The sequence below is a fragment of the Chryseobacterium indologenes genome (genome assembly GCF_002025665.1).
Lineage (GTDB): Bacteria > Bacteroidota > Bacteroidia > Flavobacteriales > Weeksellaceae > Chryseobacterium > Chryseobacterium metallicongregator.
This window is the reverse complement of sequence record NZ_CP018786.1, coordinates 2,817,603-2,840,286: the sequence shown is the minus strand read 5'-3', so window position 1 is coordinate 2,840,286 and position 22,684 is coordinate 2,817,603. Positions and strand designations below refer to the sequence as shown.

General features: G+C 35.1%; 21 protein-coding genes and 5 tRNA genes. 13 read left to right on the top strand and 13 right to left on the bottom strand.

Annotation, left to right across the window (positions count from 1 at the left end):
* Positions 1-45: 45 nt before the first annotated feature.
* Positions 46-777, bottom strand: coding sequence for a LytR/AlgR family response regulator transcription factor (locus BUE84_RS12950; protein WP_079241970.1), 732 nt, complete (start codon positions 775-777; stop codon positions 46-48).
* Entirely contained in the window at positions 767-3,595 is a 2,829-nt protein-coding gene (locus tag BUE84_RS12945; protein WP_079241969.1) for a histidine kinase, read from the bottom strand. Before BUE84_RS12945 ends, BUE84_RS12950 begins: the two co-directional genes overlap by 11 nt.
* A gap of 219 nt (positions 3,596-3,814) precedes the next feature.
* Between BUE84_RS12945 and BUE84_RS12940 the strand changes: the two genes are divergently transcribed.
* The 8 genes from BUE84_RS12940 to BUE84_RS24820 all read left to right on the top strand — a co-directional run bounded on the left by BUE84_RS12940 (position 3,815) and on the right by BUE84_RS24820 (position 12,620).
* A complete protein-coding gene (locus BUE84_RS12940) occupies positions 3,815-5,701 on the top strand; it encodes a DNA topoisomerase IV subunit B (RefSeq protein ID WP_079241968.1) in 1,887 nt (628 codons plus the stop codon).
* A gap of 110 nt (positions 5,702-5,811) precedes the next feature.
* On the top strand, positions 5,812-6,318 hold the full coding sequence (locus BUE84_RS12935) for a hypothetical protein (protein WP_238594258.1): 507 nt from the start codon (positions 5,812-5,814) through the stop codon (positions 6,316-6,318).
* Positions 6,293-8,884, top strand: a complete 2,592-nt coding sequence (locus BUE84_RS12930; RefSeq protein ID WP_079241966.1) for a DNA gyrase/topoisomerase IV subunit A — start codon at positions 6,293-6,295, stop codon at positions 8,882-8,884. The genes BUE84_RS12935 and BUE84_RS12930 overlap by 26 nt, the downstream gene beginning before the upstream one ends.
* Positions 8,885-8,929: 45 nt before the next feature.
* Positions 8,930-9,571, top strand: coding sequence for a rhomboid family intramembrane serine protease (locus BUE84_RS12925; RefSeq protein ID WP_034696498.1), 642 nt, complete (start codon positions 8,930-8,932; stop codon positions 9,569-9,571).
* Positions 9,572-9,602: 31 nt separating this feature from the next.
* Positions 9,603-10,691 (top strand): helix-turn-helix domain-containing protein, encoded by a 1,089-nt coding sequence (locus tag BUE84_RS12920; protein ID WP_079241965.1) that lies wholly within the window; start codon positions 9,603-9,605, stop codon positions 10,689-10,691.
* A gap of 158 nt (positions 10,692-10,849) precedes the next feature.
* Complete coding sequence (locus BUE84_RS12915; protein WP_079241964.1) at positions 10,850-11,635, top strand: SDR family NAD(P)-dependent oxidoreductase; 786 nt, start codon at positions 10,850-10,852, stop codon at positions 11,633-11,635.
* Entirely contained in the window at positions 11,632-12,261 is a 630-nt protein-coding gene (locus BUE84_RS24825) for an NAD-dependent epimerase/dehydratase family protein (protein ID WP_238594257.1), read from the top strand. Before BUE84_RS12915 ends, BUE84_RS24825 begins: the two co-directional genes overlap by 4 nt.
* The gene (locus BUE84_RS24820) at positions 12,237-12,620 is read left to right on the top strand and encodes a hypothetical protein (protein WP_238594256.1); all 384 of its coding nucleotides are present in this window, start codon (positions 12,237-12,239) and stop codon (positions 12,618-12,620) included. Before BUE84_RS24825 ends, BUE84_RS24820 begins: the two co-directional genes overlap by 25 nt.
* A 17-nt stretch (positions 12,621-12,637) precedes the next feature.
* Here the strand turns inward: BUE84_RS24820 and BUE84_RS12905 are convergent, their stop codons facing one another.
* The 7 genes from BUE84_RS12905 to BUE84_RS12875 form a co-directional block, all read right to left on the bottom strand.
* Complete coding sequence (locus tag BUE84_RS12905; RefSeq protein WP_079241963.1) at positions 12,638-14,179, bottom strand: lectin-like domain-containing protein; 1,542 nt, start codon at positions 14,177-14,179, stop codon at positions 12,638-12,640.
* A 7-nt stretch (positions 14,180-14,186) separates the two neighbouring features.
* The gene (locus tag BUE84_RS12900; protein WP_079241962.1) at positions 14,187-14,759 is read right to left on the bottom strand and encodes a hypothetical protein; all 573 of its coding nucleotides are present in this window, start codon (positions 14,757-14,759) and stop codon (positions 14,187-14,189) included.
* A gap of 536 nt (positions 14,760-15,295) precedes the next feature.
* On the bottom strand, positions 15,296-15,655 hold the full coding sequence (locus BUE84_RS12895) for a DUF4180 domain-containing protein (RefSeq protein WP_079241961.1): 360 nt from the start codon (positions 15,653-15,655) through the stop codon (positions 15,296-15,298).
* Positions 15,656-15,670: 15 nt separating this feature from the next.
* Positions 15,671-16,519, bottom strand: a complete 849-nt coding sequence (prmC, locus tag BUE84_RS12890; RefSeq protein ID WP_079241960.1) for a peptide chain release factor N(5)-glutamine methyltransferase — start codon at positions 16,517-16,519, stop codon at positions 15,671-15,673.
* Complete coding sequence (yaaA, locus tag BUE84_RS12885; RefSeq protein ID WP_079241959.1) at positions 16,520-17,278, bottom strand: peroxide stress protein YaaA; 759 nt, start codon at positions 17,276-17,278, stop codon at positions 16,520-16,522.
* Positions 17,279-17,282: 4 nt separating this feature from the next.
* Positions 17,283-17,984 carry a CPBP family intramembrane glutamic endopeptidase gene (locus BUE84_RS12880; RefSeq protein ID WP_079241958.1) on the bottom strand — a complete coding sequence of 234 codons (702 nt, stop codon included), beginning with the start codon at positions 17,982-17,984 and terminating at the stop codon, positions 17,283-17,285.
* 37 nt (positions 17,985-18,021) lie between these two features.
* Positions 18,022-18,633, bottom strand: coding sequence for an L-threonylcarbamoyladenylate synthase (locus tag BUE84_RS12875; RefSeq protein WP_034696488.1), 612 nt, complete (start codon positions 18,631-18,633; stop codon positions 18,022-18,024).
* Between the two features lie 101 nt (positions 18,634-18,734).
* Between BUE84_RS12875 and BUE84_RS12870 the strand changes: the two genes are divergently transcribed.
* The 5 genes from BUE84_RS12870 (at position 18,735) to BUE84_RS12850 (ending at position 19,251) form a co-directional block, all read left to right on the top strand.
* Positions 18,735-18,807: transfer RNA gene (locus BUE84_RS12870), tRNA-Met, on the top strand.
* 38 nt (positions 18,808-18,845) lie between these two features.
* Positions 18,846-18,918, top strand: a tRNA-Met gene (locus BUE84_RS12865).
* A gap of 38 nt (positions 18,919-18,956) precedes the next feature.
* Positions 18,957-19,029 (top strand) — tRNA-Met (locus BUE84_RS12860).
* A 38-nt stretch (positions 19,030-19,067) separates the two neighbouring features.
* Positions 19,068-19,140: transfer RNA gene (locus BUE84_RS12855), tRNA-Met, on the top strand.
* Between the two features lie 38 nt (positions 19,141-19,178).
* Positions 19,179-19,251, top strand: a tRNA-Met gene (locus BUE84_RS12850).
* A 223-nt stretch (positions 19,252-19,474) separates the two neighbouring features.
* Here BUE84_RS12850 and BUE84_RS12845 read toward each other — a convergent pair.
* The 4 genes from BUE84_RS12845 to BUE84_RS12830 form a co-directional block, all read right to left on the bottom strand.
* Entirely contained in the window at positions 19,475-20,041 is a 567-nt protein-coding gene (locus BUE84_RS12845) for a DUF6705 family protein (protein WP_145953243.1), read from the bottom strand.
* A gap of 12 nt (positions 20,042-20,053) precedes the next feature.
* On the bottom strand, positions 20,054-21,403 hold the full coding sequence (locus BUE84_RS12840; RefSeq protein ID WP_145953242.1) for a hypothetical protein: 1,350 nt from the start codon (positions 21,401-21,403) through the stop codon (positions 20,054-20,056).
* A 209-nt stretch (positions 21,404-21,612) separates the two neighbouring features.
* Positions 21,613-21,852, bottom strand: coding sequence for an Ada metal-binding domain-containing protein (locus BUE84_RS12835; RefSeq protein ID WP_079241955.1), 240 nt, complete (start codon positions 21,850-21,852; stop codon positions 21,613-21,615).
* Between the two features lie 27 nt (positions 21,853-21,879).
* Positions 21,880-22,593, bottom strand: coding sequence for a 2OG-Fe(II) oxygenase (locus tag BUE84_RS12830; protein ID WP_079241954.1), 714 nt, complete (start codon positions 22,591-22,593; stop codon positions 21,880-21,882).
* Between the last annotated feature and the right edge of the window lie 91 nt (positions 22,594-22,684).

Here is a 22,684-nt window from a genome sequence, read left to right as displayed (position 1 = left end):
CTAATAAGTGCGGAGGTTGAATAAGTAAGTGCGAAAGAAAATATTTTATTCGGGTTTTCCTATGGTGGAAAGGAAGTCATTCTTCTTGCGGTAGGAGACATCCAGAACGGATCCGTCACTCATTACTACCTGTCCGCCTCTGCCTTTAATATATTCCTGAAGATGATTAATGTTAATAAGATGCTTATGATGTATCCTGAAAAAATGATGTTCCATCAGAATGGGTTCAAACTCATGAAGCGTTCTGGATACCATTATTTTTGATTTATCGGCAAGATAAAAAAGGGTATAGCTTGAATCTGCTTCACAGCGGATGATATTGGATATTTCTACCAACTTAAATCCCTGAAGGGTAGAAAGAACAATTTTGTTATCTTTAAGAAGAGTATGATTGGGAGTCTGTATTTTTTTGATATTGTCCAGGGCTTTATTGACAGCAATCATAAAATCCATTTTTTTTATAGGCTTTAAAAGATAATCTGTAGCTCCATTTTTAATCGCCTGAATAGCGAAATTTTCGTAAGCTGTGATGAAAATGATCTGGGAATGAACTTCATTCAGCTTTGAGAGTAAATCGAAAGTGGTTCCATCACCTAACTGAACATCCAGAAACAGAATGTCGGGAGAGTTTTTGATAAGGTAAATATAAGCTTCTTCCACGGAGGAAGCCTGGAATTCTATGTTGATTTCAGGAAATTCATTTTCCATAAGTAATGCAATATAATCTCTGCCATCTTGCTCATCATCAACAATGCATGCCTGTATTTTATTTCTCATAAGGTTTTATATAAAGTTTTATTTGCGTTCCCTGTCTGTTGCTTTCCGGAAACGCATTGATTTCTAAAAAAATATTGGTATCAAAAAGCTGTTTGAAAGTCTCAATCCTTTTATGAGAAAGTTTTACCCCGAAGGAGTTGTCTTTTTTCAAAGCTTCCTGGTTGGAAATTCCTATACCATTATCTTCAATGGTAATACATAAAGAAACATTCGTATAATCAAAGCTGATAAGAATTTTTCCTTTCCTGTCTTTTAATCCTGAAATGCCATGCTTTATCGCATTTTCCACAAAGGGCTGTATCAGTAAAGAAGGAATCTTCCAGTTTTGATCTACCTGTTCAGAAATGATGATTTTATACTCAAAAAGATCTTTTACACGAAGCTTTTCCATATCAAGATACAGCGTGAGATATTCCACTTCATCTTTAATAGACATAAAGGTTTTTTCTGAATAATAAAGTGTTTTTCGGATCATCTTGGCGAAAATATCCAGGTAGTTTTCTGTTTCACGGTAATCTTTTTTATACAATAAAAATTGGATGGAATTCAGACAGTTGTAAATAAAATGAGGGTTGATCTGAGCTTTAATGGCCTGAAGTTCAAGTTCGGCAATCTTCTTTTCATATTCCATTTTTTCCATTTTCTTATTTCTTTTTTTATGCAGGTAAGAAAAGACAATCATCAATAGAGTTCCGATGGTGATGATGGCCAATATCAGCCTGAACCACCATGTCTGCCAGAACAGAGGTTTTATATAAAAAGCGAGATCGGAAGAGGCGTAGGATTGTTTTCCGTTATATCCTAAACCGTAAACCCGGAAGGTGTATTTACCTGGCGGAATAGAGTTGAAGATGACTTTAGAAGAATTATTGATCTGCCATGAGTTATTAAGGCCTTCCAGCTTATATTTATAGCTTATTTTTCCCAACGAGGTATAATCCAGAAAGCTGAGATTGAAAATAACGGTATTGTGGGGATAAGCAGTCAGGCTTTTTTGCAGGTCATAATGCTCATTATTTTCAATAGATACTGAATTAATGACGACCTTTTTATGAATGAATTTTTCCTGAGTCAGTAGTTTTTTGATGGAAAATATTCCAAGTCCTTTAGAAGTTCCAATGAAGATGGTGTCATTTTTTATCACACAACCTGCCACTGCATCAGAGGGAAGTCCGTCTGTCTGGGTGAAGTTATTGATATGTTGATTCTTTGCTGTCAGTTCAACTCTGGATATCCCTGAATTGGTGCTTGCCCAGAATGTATTTTTATTTTCTACTTCTATTTTTTTTACCTGGTCATTGATTAATCCATCATTCTTTCCGATTTTTCTTATAATTCCTTGAGTATTAAAAAGAATAATCCCGTGGAGGTTAGTTGCTCCCAAATAAGTATAATCATCTAATTTTTTAATATCTGTAAAATAGTATCCCTTTAAAAATAAAGTTTTTTTCCGGTTTCTGATATTGTATTTGTACAGATCACTGAAGCTGCCGATAAACAGATTCTCTTTATCGTAGGGAAAAACGGTGTATACCCGCTCCTGAAAAAGGGTTGTTGTTTTTTTAGTCTTTAAACTATAGGTCAATAAGCCGCCAGATGTACAGAAAAATAAGGAATCCTGTGTGTAAGAGACAATGTTCTTTAAGGAACAATATATCTTTTTAGAAGTATTATTGACCATATCATGAACAATAACTTTACCTGATAAACCGAAAATGGAAATATTGCCTTTTAAATATACCGAGATGTTTTCATCTTTATCACCTTTATCCAGGATAATATTTTGTATTTTATTGTTTTTACTGATAAGCGCACCGGCAGATTGATTGTAGCCGAGAAGAATATTTCCGTTATCTTTTGTAATGGCTTTTATATACTCAGAATTACTTTTTACAGGCAAATTGATATGATTGGCAAAAAGGGATTTTGATATGAAAAATACACCATTATTCCGTGAATTGAACCATACGTTATCATCTTTGTCTACAAGAACATTATTGATCACATAACGGTCCAGTATTTTGATGGGAGTACCAAGGTTTATCTTTTTTTCAGTCAGTGATTCGTTGAAATATAAAACGCCTCCATTACTTATATTCAGCCATAGTTTATTGTTTTTATCAATAAGTCCGTAGAAAACATTCTCTTGTGTGCCACAATCATAAGATAGGATCTTTTTTATGCCTGAGGGTGCAGAGAGTTGATACACTTCAATTGTATTTTTATTTAAGAATACAAAAAGATCATCTTTCTCACAGATCATACTTCCGGTTTCTGCCTTCAAATATTGCTTTTTTCCGGTGAGGATATTGTAGACAAGTATATTTCCCTGATGAGAATCATGCAAATAGAGATTGTAAGTATGCGGCTCAAACCTGAGCGTTGCAAAATATCTTTTCCCGTAATCTAATGGGATGGAGATCTTTTTAACTTTTCCGCTTTCATAGATGAAAATATTCTGAGGGTTTAAATTTCCATAAAAATAAAGTCGGTTTCCATTACGGGTAACTTTCGGAATAGAGCTTGAAAACTGATTTTTTACATAGTCATTAATGTTCAGATTGATAACACGGCCGTTTTTTAAATAAGCAAAATCATTCAGGAAGGGAAGAATGAATACCTCGCCGTTGGGCAAAGGCTCACAGGATATAATATCAATATTCTTTAAACCTTCTTTCTTACCGTATTGTTTAAATTCTTTTCCGTCAAATCTGAATAAGCCGTTATCGCTGCCTATCCAGATGAAACCATTTTTATCTTGTCTCAGATGATAGGTATAGGAGCAGTTTAATCCTTCCTCATCGCTATAGTTCACCATCCCGGGGATCTGTGAAGAAAATAATGAGGGAAAGAATAAAATTGCAGATAATGTGAGGAAAGTAAATAAATTTTTCACATGATAATGATAATTTCGTAAATATATAATTTGATTAAGAATAATACAATGTTTGTAGTAGAATATTGAAAAAAAACAAGAGGAAAAAATTCGGATAATTTTGGACAATTTTGTACTTTTGTATGTTTGCTGAAATCATATATGTCACAAGAAATAAATCCAACCTACTCCGAAGATAATATCAGAACCCTCGATTGGCAGGAACACATCCGTTTGCGCCCCGGTATGTACATCGGGAAGCTCGGTGATGGTTCTTCCGCTGATGACGGTATTTATATCCTGTTAAAAGAAATCCTTGATAACTCTATTGATGAGTTCAGGATGAGATCAGGGAAAAGAATTGAAATAAAGCTGGACGATGGTAAAGTTACCATCCGTGACTTTGGACGTGGAATTCCACTAGGGAAAGTGGTAGACGCTGTCTCAAAAATGAATACCGGTGGTAAGTACGACAGTAAAGCGTTTAAAAAATCTGTAGGTTTGAATGGTGTCGGTACCAAAGCGGTAAATGCCCTTTCAGATTACTTCAGAGTTCGTTCTTTCCGTGACGGAAAAATGAAAGTTGCTGAATTCTCCCGCGGGATGATCACAGAAAACTTTGATGAGAAAGAAACCTCAGACAGAAACGGTACTGAAATTTCTTTTATTCCTGATGGAGAAATCTTCCTGCATTTCAAATACAGGAAAGAGTATATCGAAAGAATGCTCCGTAACTATGCGTACCTGAATCCGGGACTTAAAATTCTTTTCAACGGAGAAACCTATTATTCTGAAAATGGTCTTAAAGACCTGTTGGAAGAAGAGCTGGAGAGTGAGATTCTTTATCCGATTGTTCATTTGAAGGATGAAGATATTGAACTTGCCATTACCCATTCTGATAAATCACAGACCGAAACCTATTTCTCATTCGTGAACGGACAGAATACAACGCAGGGAGGAACACACCTTAATGCATTCCGTGAAGCATATGTAAAAACGATTCGTGAGTTTTTCAATAAAAGCTTTGATGCCTCTGATATCAGAAAATCTATCATTGCTGCAATCTCCATCAATGTAGAAGAACCGGTTTTCGAATCCCAGACCAAAACAAAATTAGGATCTAATGATATGGGGCCAAACGGACCTACCGTAAGAACATTCATTATTGATTTCCTGAAGAGTAAACTGGACAATTTCCTGCACAAAAATCCGGAAATAGCTGAAGCAATTCAGAGAAAAATATTAATTTCCGAGAGAGAAAGAAAAGAACTTTCAGGAATTCAGAAACTGGCAAGAGAAAGAGCTAAAAAAGTATCTCTTCACAATAAAAAACTTCGTGACTGCAGACAGCATTATAACGATCAGAAAGCCGAAAGAAAAGGAGAGAGCCAGATCTTCATTACCGAGGGAGATTCTGCATCCGGATCTATCACAAAATCCAGAGATGTAGAAACTCAGGCCGTATTTTCACTGAAGGGTAAACCACTGAACTGTTATGGTCTTACCAAGAAAGTAGTATATGAAAATGAAGAATTTAATCTTCTTCAGGCCGCATTAAATATTGAAGAAAGTCTGGAAGATCTGAGATACAATCAGGTAATTATTGCTACTGATGCCGATGTGGATGGGATGCACATCCGTTTGCTGATGATTACTTTCTTCCTGCAGTTCTTCCCGGATCTGATTAAAAACGGACACCTTTATATCCTTCAGACTCCGTTATTCAGAGTAAGAAATAAAAAGGAAACAAGATATTGCTATACAGAAGCAGAAAGAATAAAAGCATTAAACGAATTGGGGAAAAACCCTGAAATCACCCGATTTAAAGGATTGGGAGAAATTTCTCCGGACGAATTTAAGCACTTCATTGGTAAAGATATCCGTTTAGAACCTGTAGTAGTAGGAAAAGACCAGACGATTGATCAACTTCTGGAATTCTACATGGGGAAAAATACACCGGACAGACAAACCTTCATCCTGGAAAACCTTGTGGTAGAGGATGATACTGATATTGATAAAAAAGAAATACTGAATGAAGTAGAAAATTAAAAAAAAACTTATAACTTAAAAACTGGTTGTAAGAGCCATTGCAGACTGAAAAAAAGCACAATTTTGGATGAAGTAGGAAATTATAATACTTACACAGCCAAAAAAATAAAATGAGACTAAGTAACCGTAATAAAGCATCAATTTATAACTCTTTGAGTACACTGCTTTTGATGATTGCAGTGTTTGGGATAACTGTATTTGCAGCTAATGAATACAGATTTCATGCGATGGGTAAAGAAAGTTATTTATTAATTATTGTTCCTGTTTTGCTGCTGATTATCTTTTATATCAGCGGAAGACAGATTTTTGAATATGACAGTGACGGAGAAGCTTTGAATTTTAAAAACAGGAATGTTATTCCCTTTTTAAACAAGCCTCTTCATGACGAATTTCCAAAATACAAACTGATAAAATATGATGTGGTCAGTATTCTCTTTTTCAAAAGATTATACATTACCGTTTCCAGTAAGAATAATGGTTCTACCATACTCAAATACCAGATCTCTTATTTGAGTAACAAAGAAGTAAACGATTTAAAACTCTCTCTGAACAAAGTAGTGAAAGCTAATAAAGAGAAAAAAGATAAAATAGATGACGACAGAAGAATATTCGCATGAGGGTGAAAGCTTAAAAAAAGTTTCCGGGCTGTACAAAGACTGGTTTCTTGATTATGCTTCCTATGTAATTCTGGATAGAGCTATCCCTTCAATATATGACGGTTTAAAACCCGTTCAACGAAGAATTATGCACTCCATGCGGGAGCTGGAAGACGGCCGTTACAATAAAGTAGCCAACATCGTGGGAAATACCATGAAATATCACCCACACGGTGATGCTTCCATTACAGATGCCATGGTACAGATTGGACAGAAAGAACTGTTAATAGATACTCAGGGAAACTGGGGTAATATTTATACAGGTGACTCTGCAGCTGCCGCGAGATATATTGAAGCAAGACTGACTCCTTTTGCCCTGGAAGTAGTCTTTAATCCTAAAACTACAGATTGGACAAAGTCTTATGACGGAAGAAACAATGAACCTATTGATTTACCGGTAAAATTCCCCTTGCTTCTTGCACAGGGAGTAGAAGGTATTGGAGTAGGACTTTCCACAAAAATACTTCCTCATAACTTTAATGAACTTATTAACGCATCCGTAGCCTATTTAAAAGGTAAGAAATTTGAACTATATCCGGACTTTTTAACAGCCGGTTATCTTGACGTTTCCGAATATAACGATGGTCACAGAGGAGGAAAAGTAAGAGCAAGAGCCAAAATTACCCAGACGGATAAGCATACATTAGTCATTTCTGAACTTCCTTACTCCAAAACAACAACGGATCTTATTGACTCTATTCTAAAAGCCAATGAGAAAGGTAAGATCAAAATCAAAAAGATTGAGGACAATACTTCAGATAAAGTAGAAATCCTGATTCATATTCATAATGATGTTTCTCCGGATAAGACTATTGATGCGCTGTATGCATTTACAGACTGTCAGGTGACAATCTCTCCGAATGCCTGTGTGATTGTAGGAGATAAACCAATGTTTTTGACGGTATCTGATATTCTGAAAACAAATACAGATCATACCGTATCCTTACTGAAGAAAGAACTGGAAATAGAACTTCATGAACTTCAGGAAAGCTGGCATTTTTCTTCATTGGAAAGAATTTTCATTGAGAACAGGATTTACCACGATATTGAAGAAGTGAAAACCTGGGAAGAGGTAATAAAAACTATTGATGCAGGATTAAAACCTCATACGAAACATCTTTTAAGAGCTGTTACAGAAGAAGATATTTTAAAACTTACAGAAATCAGAATCAAGAGAATTTCAAGATTCGATTTAGATAAATTTAAAGAAAATATAGCCTCACTTGAAGGTAAAATAGAACAGGTGAAATACCATCTTGCTAACCTGATTGCTTATGCTATCGATTACTATTTAAATATTCAGAAAAAATACGGTAAAGACAAACAAAGAAAGACTGAACTTAGAATCTTTGATACTATTGACGCTACAAAAGTAGCTGTAGCCAATGAAAAATTCTATGCGAATTTCGAAGAAGGCTTCATTGGAACATCTCTGAAAAAAGATCAGTATTTGTTCGACTGTTCTGACATTGATGATATCATCACATTCAGAAAAGACGGAAGCATGAAGGTCGTAAAAGTGGAAGCGAAAACTTTCATTGGTAAAGATATTCTTCACGTTGCCATTTGGAAGAAAAACGACAAGAGAACCGTCTATAATATGATCTATCGTGAAGGAAGGGAAGGTCCGTATTATATGAAACGATTCTCTGTAACCGGAGTTACACGAAATACAGATTATCCTTTAGCTTCAGATAAAAAAGGCTCGGAAACACTCTATTTCTCAGCCAACCCTAATGGGGAAGCAGAAACTGTAACAGTTCTTTTAAAACCAAATCCTAGAATCAGGAAGAACAAAATGGAGATCAATTTCTCCGATCTTGCCATTAAAGGACGTGATTCCAAAGGAAACCTTGTGACTAAGTATGCTGTAAAGAAAGTAGATATGAAGGAAGAAGGAGTTTCTACTCTCGCTCCTAGAAAAATCTGGTTTGATGATACGGTAAGAAGGCTGAATGCAGATGTAAGAGGTACACTACTGGGAAGCTTCAAAGGAGATGACAAAATCCTGACCATCAATACAAATGGTGAAGTAAAACTGGTGTCTTTTGATTTGGGTAACCGTTTTGATGATGAATATCTGGTGTTGGAAAAATGGAGACCTGCACAGCCAATCACCTGTATCTATTACGACGGAGAAAAAGATATTTATTTCATTAAGAGATTCTTACTGGAAAATACAGTGAATGTGCAGACTTTTATGCCTTCTGAACACCCGAAATCATTCATCGAAAATGTAATTGTTGCCAACGACGTTACTGCAGAAATCATTTTTGCTAAAGATAAAGGGAAAGAACGTGATCCGGAAACCATCAATATTGATGAATTCATAGCGGTAAAAGGTATAAAAGCCATTGGAAACCAGTTTACGAAATTCAAAGTAAAAGCCATCAATATTACCATTCCTGAACCTGTGGAAGAAGAACCTGAAGTATACGAAGATCCTGAACCAACAGGAGATATGGATGAAGATGGAGGAATGATTGGAGATCTGTTCCAGGATGACGGGAATAATGAAAATGAATAGACAAAACTAAAGATGTCTGTTCAGATATAAAATAAAAAGAACACAATGGATATAGTTGTTATCATTATCATTGCAGCTACATGTATTTTTAGTTACATGGGGTTCAATAATACAGCATTATTTGAAAAATATAAATTCAATGTCGGAGCAATTGCGAATCGTAAAGAGTATGTAAGACTTATCAGTTCGGCATTTTTGCATGCAGACTTTATGCACTTATTTTTTAATATGCTTTCCCTGTATTTTTTCCAGGGAGTAGTTATTAGTTTCTTTGGAGAAATAGGATTTCTGATTCTTTATTTTGGATCTATGATTCTTGGAAACTTATTTAGTCTACAGATTTATAAAAATCAGCCTTGGTACTCTGCAATTGGAGCATCAGGAGCGGTTTCAGGAATTATTTTTGCATCCATAGCCATGGCTCCAAATGAGATCAGCGTCAATTTCTTACCGGGATGGTTATTTGGAACCCTGTATTTCGGATACTCAGTGTATATGATGCTGAATCCTAAGCAGTGGGATAATCTGGGGCATGCAGCTCACCTTGGAGGAGCATTTTTCGGGTTGGTTTACTCTATTGTAATGCATCCGCAGCTGGCCATGAGCAATATTCTTTTCCTGGGAATCATGTCACTTCCACTCATTTATTTAGGATATGAAATTTTTGTAAGGAAGCGAATAGGATAAAAGACTATTTTTAATCAAAATATCAAAACCAATGAACACATCAGAGTTAAACAGTTTCATCGTGATACTTATCTATGGTTCATTGGTTTTGCTTTCTCTGCTAAAGCTGGCCAATCCTTTACAAGTAAATCATAAAGCCAATTTCTGGTTCGGAATATTTCTCTTTCTGTGGTCTACCTTTTGGCTGGATGAGGTGCTGTTTTTGATCACAGGTTCAGTTGTGGAGTTTCATTCCCTGTTTTGGGTAAGGTTTATTCAGTTTTTTACTCCCATCGTTTTTTACTTTAGTGTATTGTTTTATACCAATCCTTCCTTTACTTTTAAACTTACAGCGGTTAAGTTTTTAATCCTTCCGGCAGCTTTTCTGATTTGTCTTGTATTGATCAAATTGGGATATGCAAAACCATTTGAATATCTCAGTATTATTCTGATCCTTATTCAGGCGCTCTTCTATACGGCACTTTCCTATATTACCATCCGAAAACATCAGAAAAAGATCCAGCAGTTTTCTTCCAATACCGAAGGAATCAATCTGAACTGGCTGGAATATATTATTCTGGTGCTTCTTATAGTGAATATCATTTACGTGATTTATAATCTGTTCTATGATCCAAAATCACTGAATTTCTTTATCAATACGGTCTTTTTATCTGTTATTTACTGTGTTGGATATTATTCTCTGAAACAGAAGGAAATTTATCCTTTAGAAGAAAAACAAAGACAGGAATTGATCTCTATAGATGAAGATTCCGATCAGGAAGAAGTTAAAAGAAAACTTATTTCTGATGAAGAATTACTGAAGATTAAAACTTCACTGGAAGGAATTATGGAACTTCAAAAGCCTTATCTTGACAGTGAACTTAATCTGATCAGACTGGCTGAAATGCTGTCCGTTTCTACCCATCATTTGTCTTACGTCATCAATACAGGCTTTGGAAAAAATTTCTTCCAATATGTGAATGAATTCAGGGTAGATTATGCCAAAAAACTTTTGAAAGAATCCAACAGCAAATTATCCATTCTCGGGGTTGCTTACGAATCCGGGTTCAATTCTAAAACTTCTTTTAATACAACCTTTAAAAAAGTGACCGGACAAACTCCTTCTGAGTTCAAAAAATAAGTTCCGGTTTATAAACTTTTACTTTTTATAAATTTAAATAATTGATTTTCAGTACACTGTGTGTTTTGAATTTCTTTCTTGAAAATCGGTTCGTTCGGATAATCCGGAACATTCAAACCTACCTTCCATCATAGTTTTGTACCATAAAATTTAAACTTATGGATACCCAAGAATCCTATGCTGTCGTTACGGGAGCAAGTCAGGGACTCGGAAAATCATTCGCTGAACATCTGGCAAAACAAAAGATCAATGTCATCCTTATCAGCCTTCCGGATCAGAATCTCAAAGAATTTTCCGAGGATCTCAAAAGATTGTATGAGATAAAAGTGGATTATTATGAAACAGATCTTTCAGTTCATGAAAATGTGATGAAGCTTACAGAATGGCTCAACAGTTCTTTTAATATTCATATTCTGATTAATAATGCAGGACTTGACGGAACAAAGAAATTCACAGAAGCTTCTTCTGATTATATCAACACCATTTTACAGGTGAATGTAGCAGCCACTTCACTAATTACGCATCAGCTGCTTCCTAACCTTTTAAAACAACCCAAAGCCTATATTCTGAATGTTTCCAGTATGGCAGCCTTTTCACCCATAGGTTTTAAAACCGTATATCCGGCTTCTAAAAGTTTTATCCATTCATTTTCGAGAGGACTTCATGAAGAACTAAAAGATACTAATGTCTTTGTAAGCGTTGTGAATCCGGGAGCCATGAAAACGAATAAAGATGTTTGTGAAAGAATAGAAAAACAAGGCCTTATGGGAAGATTAACACTTTTAAATCCTGATAAAGTAGCTTCATACTGCATCCGGCAATTGTTTAAAAAAGATTCCGTCATTATGGTGAACCCAATCAGCTGGCTGGTGATGAAAATTTTACCCATATGGATCAAACTGCCATTAATGACTCAGGCTATAAAAAGAGAAATCGAAGCATGAAAAAAGTTTGTGTAACCGGAGCAACAGGACTTCTGGGAACTAATGTTATCCTTAAATTATTACAAAATGGTTATTCTGTTACTGCTCTGGTGCGTCAGAAAAGCAGCTGGCTGGGCGAAGAAAACAAAAATCTGAAGCTGGTGGAAGCAGACCTTTCGTCAGATATCTCAGTATATATTACCGATATTGACTGTATCATTCATATTGCGGCAGAAACACGCCAGAATCTCATCCGGTATGACGAATACAGAAAAGTGAATTATGAAGCAGTTGTGAATCTGTTTACCCATGCAGAATTGATGGGTGTAAAAAAGTTTTTATTTGTAAGTACAGCCAATACCTTAGGATTTGGAAACACAGCCTTCTGGGGAAGTGAAAAAGCACCACAGATTTATCCTTTTACTCATTCATTCTATGCGCAAAGTAAACTGGCTGCTGAAGATTATCTTTTAAAAAACGGTAAGAATACTGACGTTATCATTGTTAATCCAACTTTTATGATTGGAGCCTATGACAGCAAACCGAGTTCCGGGAAAATCATCTTCTGGGCCTGGAAAAAGAAACTGGTTTTCTATCCGAAAGGAGGAAGAACTTTGTACATGTGGAAGATGCAGCCAACGGAATAGTAAATGCTATTGAAAAAGGAAAGAATGGCGAAAAATATCTTCTAGCTAATGAAAACTTAAGCTACAGAGATTTTTTTAAGAAAGTAAACCAGATTACCAGGCAAAATCCAATCATGATCCCCATTCCAAACAAGCTTTTGAGTTTCCTTGGATTAATGGGTGGTGGTTTAAGAAAATTAAAAATAAAAACGGATCTGAGTTCTGCCAATATGAAATCCCTGCAGATCTTTAATTATTATTCTAATCAGAAATCAATAGAGGAGTTGGGGATTCAATATCAATCGATTGATAAAGCTATTGAAGAGGCTGTACAGTATTTTATTGAAAATTCTGTCAGGAATAAAAAAACCAGCTCTTAAAAGCTGGTTTTATCAGGTTATCTTGTGATTTTCTGAGTTACATTTTTGTTGGAAATAACGCAGGCTTTACTGCAGTTATTGGCACTTGAAATATTAACCTGTACCAATGCCGGTAATGATCTGTATTCTTCCTTATTGTAAGGTGCTTCAGTACCATTGCTTCCACCACCTTTAATATCATATTGTACCTGGGCTACTCCTGTGAATCCCGTTGCAGGTTTGAAAGAAAGTGCTCCGGTAGTAGGGAAATAGGTCCATGTTCCCTGGCTGTTGGTATAAACACCTCCTGTGATATTAGGAATTACAGCTCCGTTGTTATCTAAAAAACGGAATGAATTAAAATCAAGGTTGTTATACGAAAGTGTTGGCGGGTTTTGGCCACTTGCTGAAGAATAAGCCGCATCATTAAGCAAAGGGTAGTAGATTGACTTTATTCCAGGGCATCCTGCAAACAAATCATCTGTTACTTCCGCAGCATAAGGCCTTGTAACTCCCAAATTTTTCAATAAATGGATATTTTTGGCAGCTCCGGTAGAAGCGGCAAACCCAATTCTGAAAGTAGAAGGAGCTGAGGTATCCAGAGTTCTTACTGTAGTGTTGGATATAGTAGTTTCAGTGTACTTCAGAGATGTTGGATAGTAATAATTGTCAATCACTTTTTCTTTTACAGTTCCATGCTGTATTTCCAGGGTTATATTGTAACCGCCGGCAGGATTGGGAACTAATGTAATATAGGCTTTACGGAATCTTGCATCATTTTCATTTTGAGGGATTGTTGTTCCGCCACTTTCAATGCTGAATTGTTGAAGAGTCGTATTTTTAATACCAATATATTTTCCAGTTGCAGGATCCAGATAAGCCGTTCGGTTGCTGCTGGAAGGGGAGGCATTGGTGGCTGTACTGTAAAGTAAAGGATAGCCATTATATCCTACCGGTTCTGCAGACGAAAGATATTGGTTTCCACGTTTACCTCTTAAAGATATATTGCTTCGTCCATCGGCTAATGTTACCCCAAATATTCCATTCCGAACTCTTTCACCTTGGTTAAAACTTGTTTTAAAATTTCCGTATTCATCCAGACCTATTCCCAGATAGGCTCCTCTCAGCCCTTCCGTGGATTCTCCGCCACGTACAAAACTATATCCTAATCCTCCACCAAAATATCCGAGATTAAGCTGGTCTTTAGGAATAGATCCATCTACTAAGAATATAGAAATACCATCACCTCCGTTGGTATTTCCTCCATAAATAGCAAATTCGAATTCAAACTTGATTCCCTGATCACTTTTGAAAATTTTATCTGCAAGGATAACTCCTCCCGAAATATTATTGACACTTCTGGTAAGTCTTAGCCCGTCTGTAGTAAACGTTGCATCATTCTGAACACCACTGGTAGCAACCTTATAGGCTTCCTGAGGCTGTAATCCCTGTGTGAAATTAACAAAGTACGGATAACCGGTTCCCTGTTCATTTTGTGCCTTAATATTTTGTGAGAAAATAAATAAGGAAAAAATAAACAGAAATCTTTTGTATCGTAAAATTGAGCTGTTTTTTATCATCACTCAATTATTTAACAACGAAAACAATATTGATAAAAGAACAGTCCGTTGCTGCAGCTTTTACATCATAAGTCATCACTCCATCATCAGAAATAGAAATATTACTGAATACATTAGGATCTGCATCTGTTACATAATAGTAAAGATCTTTACTGGACGGGAAAAAAGGAATTGAAGCGGGAGCACTGGTACTCTTTGCTTTTGGAGAGCCAAACTGAGTTTTATACAATGTATATAAATCTTTGGTTCTACCATTGGCTGTGGTGGAAGTGTCAAAAGAAACACTAGGCATATAAAACATTTTTACTGCATTACTGCTGATACAAAGCCAATCAGGTTTAGTAGGAGTTCCAATATTCTGACTTAAACATTTTTTGTCGGTATCATAGATAAGAAGCGAGTTGGCCGGATTCGCAATTGCATCTCTCTTTGCTGTGGTTAACCTAGGTATCAGCATTCCTTTATTTTGGCTGTAAACATCCAGAATTGCACTTTGATCAGGTGTGGCTATATTAATCCCTACTTGAGCGAAAGAAAATGAACTGGCAAAAATGATTGGTAGAAATAATTTTTTAATCATGATGTCTTAATAATTTTTTATCTGTGTGTATGTTTTTTTAGGGAAAAGAATATTTTTAGGCTTAATTCTACAAAGGCAATAGTTATCACTGACAAATTCATTAAAACAATGAATTGTTCTGCTCAAATAATAGCCAAATGAGACCTTTTGTTCAAAAGCTCATCAACAGATATAGCAAGTATACTTCATAAAGAAATATCTTATGCCTACCTGGGCGGTTAGTCGAAAAAATAAATTGATTATGTAGCCGTATAAGCTCTTAAATAAGTAAGATTCATATTCCCTCGTGTTTTTTGCAAATATACAAAGAAATATCCACAGGTTTATGTTTATAGAATTAATTCTAAATTCCTCTTAATAATTAACATATTTTAGTTTAATTTTTTACATAATTTATAAATAGATAAGATTATTTTTATTATGCAAATCTTGCTATTGTATTAGGAAATCCTAAAAAACAGATGAAATTGAGACGTTGATATGTAAAAAACGAAGGAAAAAATCACATTTTTAAATACAAAGAATTGAAAAAGAGTCTATTTTGAAAAATTATTCAACGCATCATTCAGAGTGCTTACAAAATTGACATGTCTTGTTTTATTACTTTCAAACATAAAATCCTTCATGCTTTTGCTTTCATATTTACCGAAATCACCTACAATAGCCAATCCTATACGATAGTTTGAGAACTTTTGAAGAATCTCTCCGGCAATTTTTGTTTTTAAATCAAAGAATTCAGAGGTAATGTTTTTTTCGTGAAGAATAACTTTATCAAACCCCTGATAATAGATATCTCCCATTAGATCGAGCCCGTCTTGTGCAGACTGGATAATGATGTCATCAGAAATAATTTCTGCAATTTTTATCGTGTTGATTTCGTGTGATTTGATGAGCATGGTACTCGCAATTAATTATTTCTTTCCATAAATAAACCTGTCGTTTTCAGATAAATCCTTCAATAATTGAACGTCAGAAAAATCCTGATACAATTCCAGCGTTTCAGGGCCCAGTTTCTGATTGATTTCCAGAAACAGAAGTCCATTATTCTTCAGATACTTGTTAGCATCTTCTGCAATTTTTCTGTAAAATATCAAAGCATCTGAAGTAGGAGAAAAAAGAGCCATTTTAGGTTCAAACTCTTTTACAGAATCAGCAATTTCTATCTCTTCTTCAATCCCGATGTATGGAGGATTTGAAATGATGATATCATAATTTTCAGCCAGTTCAAAATTGAGATAATCAGCATGAATGAACCGGATTTTCAATTGGTGGTACTCCGCATTTTTTTTAGCTGTATTCAAAGCTTTTTCAGAAAAATCAATGGATGAAACTTCCGCTTCTGGAAAATGTTTTTTTAAAACCAAAGGAATAATTCCGCTTCCGGTTCCAATATCTAAAATCTTTAAACCTTGAACATTAAACTTTGAATCTTTAATCTCCCTGATAGCCATTTCCAACAGCTCCTCAGTTTCAGGGCGTGGAATCAGGACATTCTCATCCACAAAGAATTTCATTCCGTAAAACTCCGTTTCACCCAATATCTGCTGATAAGGTCGTCCTGTTCTAAGTTCCGAAACAAGATGATAAAGTTTTTCTTCATCATCAATCAGAAGTTCCTGCTCAGCGAATCTTCTTTGCTGAAATGGATCAAAACCTACGATTTGATGAATAAACAAAGACGATAAAAACATACTTTCCGACTCTGTATAAAGGCCGGAAAGTTCTGTTTTGAAATGTTTTTTAAATGCTGAAATTGTCATTTATCTTGTAAAAACCAGTTTTGTATCTGTAGACTTCTCTTCATCAATTCTATATCCTTCATAGTTGAAGGCTTTCACATCTTCCAGTGTTTTGGCATTGGTTTCTGCACAGAATCTCACTACAAGGCCTCTGGCATGTTTGGTATACACAACAATGGTCTTCAGTTTTCCGTCTTTTAATTCGTAAAAATCGAAATCAATAACTTTGTGGTTCAGTTTTTTTCTGTCGATTACTTTCCCATATTCGTTACTGGCAAGGTGAAGAAGGATTTCTCCTTTTTTCATCTCAGCATTCAGTTGTTCTGTAATTTTTTCTCTCCAGAATTCGTATAGGTTTTTGTATTGCTCAAATTCAAAAGGGCGACCCATTTCCAGTCTGTAAAGCATCACTTTATCAGAGGGTTTCAGTAAACCGTATAGCCCGGAAAGCATTCTGTAGTTTTTCTGCAGGTAATCTACAGCATTTTTATCCAGTGTTTTGGAATCCAGCCCTCTGTAAACCTCTCCTGTAAAGGCAAACATGGCAGGAGCAGATTCTTTCGCTGTAGGTTTGGATTTCCATTTTTGATTTCTTTCCCAGTTTTCATCAGCAAGCTTAGGTGATATTTCCATCAACTCGGAAAGATATTTTGGCGATTTTTCTTTTAAATAAGATTGTATCAATGCTGCATCTTCAATGAATTTTGGAGTAGAAGATTTCAACAGATCTGTTGAATTTTCCACGTTCATTAATTTGGCAGGAGATGTTATAATTTTCATAATGTTAAAATACAGATAAGTGTTTAATATCAATAAAATTCATCATCATCATGGCAATAAAATCAATCATAAAATGACAGATGATCAGAATTTTAATATTTGAATAACGTTTATAAAATATAGCAAATACGATTCCGATAAAAAAAGGTCCGAGAACCTGGCTTATGGTACCGTAAGTACTATGTAAAATTCCAAATAAGACCGATGAAATAACAATTGCAACGGTGGGATTGTTGTAGATTTTTTCAAGCCTGGACTGTATATAGCCTCGCATCAGGAACTCCTCTACAATAGCAGCTGTAAGGCATGTAAAAATAACTAAAAAATAATTATTTCTAAAAATGGGTACAAGGTTGAGAAGTTTAGTGCTTATTTTTTCCTCTATAAAAAACAGGATGACTGCATTCAGAATCCCTCCGCCAATCAAACAGATAAAATACAAGCTCAGCACAGCTTTGACATAAAATGCAGCTGAATATTTTTTCTCTTCCTTAAATAAAAAAGCACTTTTTTCAATAAAAATAGTGTAGAGAAGTACGAGAAGGAGAATTATCCATAACGTAATTCTGCTGAGAAAGAAATTGACTTCTGTAATTCCTTTTATTCCGGTTATCATTGTGACAGCTGGAAAAGCATACAGCATGGCAGTAGCCAAAATAGTAAACGTGAGTAAAATCCCTACAGCATATTTCCCGGTAAGACTCATAATTCAGTACCCTAAACCTTGAACTTTAAACTTTGAATTAAATGATCCCTTTTCCCTGACGAATAATCTCCGGTTCTCCTGACGTAAGGTCTACAATCGTGGAAGCCACATTATCTCCATACCCTGAATCAATAACAATATCTACCAGATGATCATATTTTTCAGCAATAAGTTCAGGATCGGTAGAATATTCAATAATTTCATCATCGTCTTTAATGGAAGTAGATGCAATAGGGTGGCCCAGTTTTTCAACAATAAGCTGTGGAATCGGATGGTCAGGAACACGGATACCAATTGTTTTATGTCCTTTATAAGCTAAAGGTAAACTTTTATTGGCTTCAAGAATGAAAGTAAATGGTCCGGGAAGATGACTTTTCAGAAATCTGAAAACCGAGGTGTCGATAGGTCTTGTAAAGTCCGAAAGATGGCTTAGATCATTACAGATAATTGAGAATTTTGACTTCTCAAGCTTCATTTTTTTGAGCTGGGCCAGTTTTTCCATGGCTTTTATATCAAAAATATTACACCCTAAAGCATAAATCGTATCAGAAGGATAGATAATCAGCCCGCCGTTGTTTAAAGTTTTAATAACCTCATTCACAAGATTTTCCTGTGGGTTGTCCGGATAAATTTTTAATATTTTTGCCATAAAACAAAGATACAAATAATAAAATAGTTTTCATAAAAGTCCTTTATTTAAAAGAAAAATTAGGATTTGTAAAAAATATTCGTACCTTTGCAATCCAATATCGCGGGATGGAGCAGTAGGTAGCTCGTCGGGCTCATAACCCGAAGGTCATCGGTTCGAGTCCGGTTCCCGCTACTAAGTAAGTACTTTCGGTAAGTACTCTAAAAATATACCGCGGGATGGAGCAGTAGGTAGCTCGTCGGGCTCATAACCCGAAGGTCATCGGTTCGAGTCCGGTTCCCGCTACTAAGCAAGTGCTTTCGGTAAGCACTCTAAAAATACACCGCGGGATGGAGCAGTAGGTAGCTCGTCGGGCTCATAACCCGAAGGTCATCGGTTCGAGTCCGGTTCCCGCTACTAAGCAAGTGCTTTCGGTAAGCACTCTAAAAATACACCGCGGGATGGAGCAGTAGGTAGCTCGTCGGGCTCATAACCCGAAGGTCATCGGTTCGAGTCCGGTTCCCGCTACTAAGCAAGTGTTTTCGGTAAACACTCTAAAAATATACCGCGGGATGGAGCAGTAGGTAGCTCGTCGGGCTCATAACCCGAAGGTCATCGGTTCGAGTCCGGTTCCCGCTACTAAACAAAAAATCGGTATGACTTATTGTTATGCCGATTTTTTTGTATATTTTTTTAGAATTAATAAACTTTGATTTAATTCTTGTTTAGGAACATTGGGAATACAGTAGTTGAAGAAATAGAAGAGTTTATTAAAAACTTGAAAGACTTCGGGGTAATTTTTAATAAAAAAACTCCTACTAGCAGAAGTTTTTTTACAATTTAATATCTATCTAATTATCAATTATTGCTTTGTCAGCACAATATCTTTTGGAAAATTTATTGGGAAATCACCATATTGGTTGACATAGGCATTGTGTTGACAATTTTCATCAATAAAACTTGGATAATATTCGAAATGTAAAGTCATTTGGTTACCTGAAAAACTTGTAATATCAAGAAAAGCTTTTTTATTACACATGTTTTTTGGAGAAAAATATATTCTTTTCCAGTTTCCATTTACTAAACTATTTTCAATACCTCTAAATTCAGGAGATTGGTAGTCAAAATTTGTAATCCTATCTATTTCTATCACTCCATTTGATGCTATTATTTTTCTTTCACCAAATATTTTATCTTCGTAAAATGGCTTGTTACCACTATAATAATATTTCACTTTCTTTAATTCTAAAAATAGTGTTTTACCTCCCCAATTTCCTTTCCATAGGCCTACATATTGATCAAGTTCATTATTGGTGTCTTTTAAGTACGCATTATCAGGAAGATTATCCAAACTAGTATTTAAAGGATAAATCTGTGCTTTACAAGAAATTGTAATGATTGAAAGTATGATTAAGAATATTTGTTTCATAATTTTATGTTTTTATTCAGGGCACTCCGATGCGTTTAAAGTTCCATTAGTATTCAGACCAAGTTTTGTATTTCCAGTATCTGTATTTCTAAATAATACAAGTCCAGTCATATTCATTTTAATTTTCATAAAGTTTAAAAATTGTTTTTCCAATTTCTCCATATCATAATTTACAGTTCCACTCACATTTGAAACAGTTCTTGCTTCACTTAACATTTTTGCATATAATTCATTTAGCTCATCATATTGTTGTTGCGTATAATTAGGAAAAGCAGTTGCAGATGATCCGTCAAAATTAAATGAATAATTTCCATTACTAGTCACTACAGTAAGAGTAAGATTATTTAAAGGGATTTTAGGAGTATTTGTTGCTACTGCGTTCCAATTTTGAGCCCAAACAATCCATTGATTAAATAAAATAATGTCTCCTGGAGAAAACATAGGATATAATGTATTATAATGAGAGTGCATTAAGGTAGTGGTATTTGGAAATATTTTCATATCTACCTGGCTGGTTCCTGGCTTATTTTGCAACAATTGATTTTGCAGGGTACCATCAGGGTTACGTCCAATTCTATATCCACTTTCGTGAGATTCTCCTGTTTTATCTTGTAAGGAAGTAATATTACTTTTGAAAGTAGTATTGGTCGTTTGTATTTTCAATTTCGAACATGGATTTTGCTCTTCAGGTATTTCAGGATATTCATACCCATTATTTCCGTTTCCCCCATCATCCATTCCAATAGGATCGAATGACTTTGGTGGGATGCCGGTGCCTCCCTGATATTCACAATTGGTAACTGATTTCACATAAGGCACACAATTAGGCTCATTATCAGAACATCCTATTGATAACCATCTAGTAGTACATACGAAAGCAGATATTGTCTTAGATGATATATTTCTTTTCATATTAATTACTTCCTCATACTTTATAACATTTGAATGCATGGCAAGATTAAAAAATTCAATGAGGTCTTTATTATCTTTTTCGTAAAAAAATACTTTATTTCCTGTTCTAACCGCCTCCATTAAAAGTACTACTTTATTGTCTTTAATAATAGGTACTAAAGCATACGTTTCATTAAAATTGCCAAAAGTCATGGCATAATCCCAGTTCAATTCCCCATATCTAGTCCTTACATGTTCCAGATTGGCAACTTTTAGGAATATCTGTTGTACTTTGCTGATATACACATTATCTTCTTTCCAAAAACTCCGTGAAGCAAATTTAGCAGACATATTTTTTGAATTTTGCTGGGATTGACTTTCAACAGCGAGATCATCGCGGATACAAGAATTCATACTGAATAATGTTACAATCACCAGAAATATTCTTGTTACATGCATTTTTCTTTTCATAAGCATTTGTTTTTTTAGTTTTTAAATATAATATATTTTTCACATTCAATTGAATAATTTTAATGAATATGATACAGGACAATTTTGCAACAAATATTTTACATACCACTACGGGATTCCGTAATTTTTAAAACTTTTTCAAATGTATATTATACATGCAGGATGAAGCAATATTTATTGCTTCACTTTTTCATTTATTAATTATTGTTTCATTTGTTTTTCCATTGTTGATAAGCTTCTCTCATACAATGACCACACGGACGATAACCATTTTCTAAAGCTTCTTTTTCATCTGCAAAGAAAACCCTGTTTTCCATCTTCATTCTTTTTCCTGATCGGCAGCTGAGTAATCCGTAGATTTTCAATTTTTTATTCCCTCCAAAACAAATGTCTCCGCTGTGGATTTTACTTCTCAGATTTTCAGATGATAGTTGAGAATGCTGAATCATGATTCATCTTTTTATAACATTTAATAACTAACTGGCTGCATCATGGAAAATAATACCTAAAGTATAGCGGTTTCCTTCTCTCACTTCACTTACTCCATGTTTCATATTGACTCTGTAGTAACCCTTGGTTCCTTTTTCCGGTTTAAATTGAGTTGTAAAAATAAGTACATCCCCTTTTTTAGGTTTTAAAACAATAGCTTTTGATTGCGCTCTCGGAATTTGTTGGGTAAGCACAAACTCTCCGCCTGTAAAATCTGTATCAGGTTCACTGAGCATTAATACAATTTGAATAGGAAAGTATACATCTCCATATAGATCCTGATGTAAGGTGTTAAATCCATCTTTTCCATATTTCAAAATTAAAACCGTAGCTTTTTGCTGGCCGTTAAAATGACACAGGTTCAGGAACTCCTGATGATCTGAAGGAAATTGAGTGTCAATATGTAAAGCTTTAAACCACGTATTGGCAATAGAAGCCAGATAGGGATAGATTGTTGTTCGTATGGTTTGAATAATTTCTGGTAATGGATAGCTAAAGTATTTATACTCACCCAATCCAAAGCGATGTCTGGCCATTACAACTGTTTTACGATAAAGAGAAGAATGATCGTAATCTGATTTCAATAGTTCACATTCTTCTTCAGACAGCAGATCAGGAATGATAGCATAGCCGTTTTGATGCATTGCTTCTGTAAGTTGTTGCCAGTCTGTATTTTTGATTGTATGAACAATATTTTTCATTGGTTTGATTTTATTCTGCAAAAATCTATAGTTCTTCAGAACAATACAATCCGAAACGTGCGATATTCATTGTATGATTTAATAAAGATAA